Source organism: Streptococcus sp. GMD6S (genome assembly GCF_000297015.1).
This window is the reverse complement of sequence record NZ_AJRH01000134.1, coordinates 1-1,419: the sequence shown is the minus strand read 5'-3', so window position 1 is coordinate 1,419 and position 1,419 is coordinate 1. Positions and strand designations below refer to the sequence as shown.

The following is a 1,419-nucleotide window of genomic DNA, read 5'->3' as shown; positions in this document are numbered from 1 at the left end:
TTTGTGATATAATAATGCGCAAGAGGTTTAGAATGAAAAAAAATAATTTAATCCCGTTTTCTGCAGTCTTGCTAGGACTTGCAACTTTCGGAATCTTAACTTTGCTGATTATTTTTTCACATAATCTTGCTGTAACAATCACTGTTTTGTTTTTATTTGTACTGCTTTATTTGCTTTTATTCGTTTGGCAAAAAAAACAGTATGAAAAGAGCGAAATTGAACAAATCCAATATGTAAATCACCAAGCCGAAAATAGCTTGAGTACTTTGCTTGATCAAATGCCGGTGGGAGTACTGAAATTAGACTTATCAAGTGGAGAAGTGGAATGGTTTAATCCCTATGCTGAGCTGATTTTAACTACTGAAGAAGGCGAAATTGATGTTGAGTTAATTCAAACCATCATCAAGGCTTCTGTTGGGAATCCAGGTTCGTATGCTACCTTGGGCGAAACACGATATGCTGTTCATATGGACAAGGCTTCGGGTGTTTTGTATTTCTTTGATGTTTCTGGGGAGTACGAAGCAACTGTCGAATTGGTAACTAGCCGTCCAGTCATTGGAGTCATCTCAGTAGATAACTATGATGATTTGGAGGATGCGACATCTGACTCTGATATCAGCCATATCAATAGCTTTGTAGCTAATTTTGTTTCAGAATTTGCTAGTAAGTATGCTATGTTTTCTCGCCGTGTGGGGATGGATCGTTTTTATGTATTCACAGATTACACGGTACTAGAGGAATTGATGAATGATAAATTCTCCGTTATTGATACTTTCCGAGAAGAATCAAAACAGAGGCAGCTAGCCCTAACTTTAAGTATGGGATTTTCTTATGGTGATGGAAACCATGAAGAGATAGGGAAAATTGCCTTGCTCAACTTGAACTTAGCAGAAGTTCGCGGTGGTGACCAGGTGGTGGTCAAGGAAAATAACGAAACCAAGAATCCTGTCTACTTTGGTGGAGGAACTGCTGCATCTATCAAACGTACTCGTACACGTACCAGAGCCATGATGACAGCCATTTCTGATAAGATTCGAAGTGTTGACCAAGTTTTTGTAGTCGGTCATAAAAATCTAGATATGGATGCTTTGGGATCTGCTGTCGGTATGCAGTTGTTTGCAAGTAATATTATTGAGAACAGTTATGCTGTCTATGATGCAGAACATATGCCAGCAGATATCAAACGTGCTATTCAGTTCTTGAAGAAGGAAGATGTCACGAAACTTTTATCTCTTACAGATGCGATGAAGTTAGTTACAAACCGTTCATTATTGATTCTGGTGGATCATTCCAAGACGGCTTTGACTTTGTCAAAAGATTTTTATGATTTGTTCACTCAAACTATTGTTATTGACCATCATAGACGTGATCAGGATTTCCCTGAGAATGCAGTCATCACCTATATTGAAAGTGGGGCAA

At 38.3% G+C, this 1,419-nt stretch carries 1 protein-coding gene; it reads left to right on the top strand.

The features are described 5' to 3' along the window. Nucleotides 1-32 precede the first annotated feature (32 nt). Nucleotides 33-1,419: DHH family phosphoesterase (locus tag GMD6S_RS09095; protein ID WP_000739981.1), on the top strand; the 1,387-nt coding region annotated here is incomplete at its 3' end.